The sequence below is a fragment of the Acetobacter lambici genome, assembly GCF_011516885.1.
Lineage (GTDB): Bacteria > Pseudomonadota > Alphaproteobacteria > Acetobacterales > Acetobacteraceae > Acetobacter > Acetobacter lambici.
Genome location: NZ_WOTD01000101.1, coordinates 1 through 3,178, shown reverse-complemented (window position 1 = coordinate 3,178; position 3,178 = coordinate 1). Strand labels below are relative to the sequence as shown.

Annotated in this window: 1 protein-coding gene, 1 tRNA gene, 3 pseudogenes and 1 other annotated feature; of the genes and pseudogenes, 1 reads left to right on the top strand and 4 read right to left on the bottom strand. The window is 56.6% G+C overall.

From position 1 onward, the window contains the following. A pseudogene (locus tag GOB86_RS16245) lies at nucleotides 1-137 on the bottom strand (IS3 family transposase); the annotation flags it as partial. Beyond that, nucleotides 27-149, bottom strand: a sequence feature (AL1L pseudoknot). It overlaps the preceding pseudogene by 111 nt. A gap of 40 nt (nucleotides 150-189) precedes the next feature. Here GOB86_RS16245 and GOB86_RS15095 point away from each other — a divergent pair. Continuing rightward, a complete protein-coding gene (locus GOB86_RS15095; RefSeq protein ID WP_165993470.1) occupies nucleotides 190-1,221 on the top strand; it encodes an IS110 family RNA-guided transposase in 1,032 nt (343 codons plus the stop codon). A 337-nt stretch (nucleotides 1,222-1,558) separates the two neighbouring features. On the opposite strand, the pseudogene GOB86_RS15090 reads toward GOB86_RS15095, so the two are convergent. The 3 genes and pseudogenes from GOB86_RS15090 to GOB86_RS15080 all read right to left on the bottom strand — a co-directional run. Further along, nucleotides 1,559-1,872 (bottom strand): annotated as a pseudogene (locus GOB86_RS15090) (transposase); the annotation flags it as partial. 55 nt (nucleotides 1,873-1,927) lie between these two features. Beyond that, nucleotides 1,928-2,782 (bottom strand): annotated as a pseudogene (locus GOB86_RS15085) (helix-hairpin-helix domain-containing protein); the annotation flags it as partial. 255 nt (nucleotides 2,783-3,037) lie between these two features. Then, nucleotides 3,038-3,114 (bottom strand) — tRNA-Met (locus tag GOB86_RS15080). Between the last annotated feature and the right edge of the window lie 64 nt (nucleotides 3,115-3,178).

The window sequence follows — 3,178 nt, the reverse complement described above, 5'->3', positions numbered from 1 at the left end:
CTGGCAACGGTTGCATAATAGACAGATGGTGCAATCGGCAGGATCTTGCAGATTGACCCGACACCATATGTCTGCCGGTGCTCCTCAATGAAGCGCGTCATGGCCTGAACCAGATGGGGTGGACGGCCTCCCTGCGGCATCAATGTGCCATGATGGAGGTTCACTGACCATCAGGAGGAGACCGCCCGTATGAAAGCTAGCATAATTGGCCTTGATATTGCCAAATCCGTTTTTCAGGCTCATGGGGCTGACGCAAATGGAAAGTGCGTTTTCAAGCGCAAGCTTGGTCGCAGTGAAATTTCAGCATTTTTTGCAAAACTTGACCCATGTGAAGTTGTTCTGGAAGCCTGCGGGTCAGCTCATTACTGGGCACGGGTGATCAGCAGGATTGGTCATGATGTCAGACTGGTTCCTCCTGATCGGGTCAAATCATTTGTCAAAAAAGGCAAGAAAAACGACGCTGTTGATGCGGCTGCGATCTGCATGGCGGCGACTCATCCTGATACGATGTGTGTTCCGATCAAGAGCGAAGAGCAGCAAGGCGTGTTGTCACTGCATTCTACCCGCGCTCTTCTGGTCAAACAGCAGACCATGCTGAGTAATGCGTTACGGGCTCTTGCTTCCGAGTTCGGGCTGATAGCCCCTCTGGGCACACGCCATCTGCCAGAACTGATGGCAAAAATAGAGACATCAGCCGACCTGCCGGCTACCATGAAGCAGAGTGCCATGTTGTTATTTGAGCATTATGAAAAGGTCGCTCAGAGCATTGATACTTTGGAAGTGCAGATCCGGGCGCGTGCAAAAAGCGATGAGGATGCGCGTCGGTTGATGACCATCCCTGGGGTCGGTCCCATAACGGCTTCTCTGATTGTCGCCTCGGTCGCGGATATTGGCTCCTTCGCCTCTGCGCGCCATTTTGCCGCCTGGCTTGGGCTTGTGCCTCGTCAGCATTCTACCGGCGGTAAAACCCGTCTGGGCAGGATTACCAAAACGGGCAACCGGCAGATAAGAACGTTGCTGGTTCTTGGTGCGACGGCCATGCTTCATCGTGCCCATAAGTGGGATAGCGCTGCGGGTCAGTGGCTATGCGAACTCATGGCGCGTCGTCCAAGGCGTCTGGCAACAGTTGCACTTGCCAATAAAATGGCTCGTATCATCTGGGCGTTGTTGTCACGTAAAGAGATCTATCGTCCGGCTGGTGTCAGTGTTTCAGCAGGCTGACCTGCACCAGCAGAACGATGGACACCGAAGCTTGCTCCGGTAGATCCGGCAGTATGTACGAACCGACGTGATGGGAAGACTGTCATTCAGCAACAGTTCAGGCCATACCGTTCGACCGTCTGTGCCCCTGAGCACGCGATACCAGATTGGTGCCTGACACGTGAGCGCACACCCATGATGGCCAGCGCATAAAGTCGCATAAACAGGCCGGACATAAGAGCGCATCTGACCGGGTCTTCACGTTAAATCGGTATTCATCATCCAGCCGGTAGAATAATACGTTTTGGAAATTACATCGGGAGAACAATATGAGGTATTGCGCTTAAACGGCCGTCCACATAGGCGGTCGAGTTCCGCCTGGGCAAAATACGCAGAAGCCTTACGCAGGATTTCATTGGCCTGCCGCAATTCGCGGTTCTCTCGCTCCAGTTGCCTGATCTTCTCTCGATCAGGCAGGTCACTCACCGCAGGCGCATTGGCCCGCTCATGCAGACGGGTCCATTTTGACAGCGTGTCAGGGTGAATATCCAGCTTTGGAGCGATCATCATCACCGCAGACCACCGCGAAGGATGGTTCTTCTCTTCCTCCAGAACCATGCGCGCTGCACGGTCACGAAACTCAGGCGGAAAACGCTTCGATTTATTGCTCATAAATTCTTCTTACCTCACGGGTCGTTCTGTCTCCATAAAACCCGGGGCGATTCACCGCCAAGAAGATGCATCCCGTCTCGCCCACGCTGTCGGCAATAACGTCGCCCGCCTCCAGCTCCAACGTGAGAGCCGTCTCGATCAGGGGTGCCGCGACCTCCAGCAGTTCGGCGGTGCTGGTCAGCAACTCCCCGACCGGCAGGCCACAATGCCCCTCATCCATGGCCTCGCCAAGCGCGTAGGAGATCCCGGCCCGCACCCGGATCATGGCGTCGGCCGCAATCCCCATCTTCCGGGCAATCTGGTCGGCGGTCTTGAAGCCGATCCCCCGGATGTCCTTTGCCAGCCAGTAGGGGTTCTCGCTGATCAGTTGGACCGCATCCTGACCGTAGGTCTTGAAGATACGCACCGCCCGCGAGGTGCCGACGCCGTTGCAGTGCAGGAACAGCATGATCTCCCGGATCACTTTCTGGTCCGCCCAGCCACCGACAATCCGTTCGGCCCGCTTGGGGCCGATGCCCGTCACCTCCCGCAGACGTCCAGGTTCCTGCTCGATCAGGTCGAACACCGCCTCGCCGAACGCTTTCACCAGCTTCTTCGCGTAGACCGGACCGATGCCCCGGATCATGCCGGAGCCAAGATAGCGCTCGATCCCCTCAACCGTGGTCGGCGGACTGGCTTTGAGAAACTCCGCCTTGAACTGCAACCCGTGGGTGTGGTCGTTGAACCAGCGCCCCGACATCTGCACGAACTCGCCTGCCGAGATCATTGCGGCATGGCCGACAACGGTGACCAGATCGCGCTGCCCCCGCACCTTCACTCGCAGGACGCAGAAGCCGTTCTCGGCGTTGTGGAACGTCACCCGCTCTACGAGGCCGGCCAGCGCCTCGGATAAGGCAGCCGTGCCACTCAACGGGACGCTCCTGCAGGCGCGGAATCGAGAGGGTCGGAAACCATGATCCATCGTAACACAGGATCGCGCTGCGGACCGTATCGCCGGGCTCCAACACGCCTGACACGCTATCGTGATAATGACCCGATTTCAGCTCAACCTACGCTGGAGTTTCACTCCCATCTGCATCCTATGTGCATCCTGCGGGAGATTTCGGGCACAAAAAAAGCCACCCGCTTGGGTGGCTTTTCTGTTGTCTTTTCAGACACTTAATCATGGTTGCGGGGATAGGATTTGAACCTATGACCTTCAGGTTATGAGCCTGACGAGCTACCGGGCTGCTCCACCCCGCGATGGTAATGAGTGTTGATTTTGATTTGAAGAGTTTTTGAGGGTGGACTGGAAGACCTGGCGGCG

What these genes read in the sequence shown, in the direction of transcription:
- GOB86_RS15095 (WP_165993470.1), top strand. Translation starts at nt 190, where the DNA reads ATGAAAGCTAGCATAATTGGCCTTGATATTGCCAAATCCGTTTTTCAG.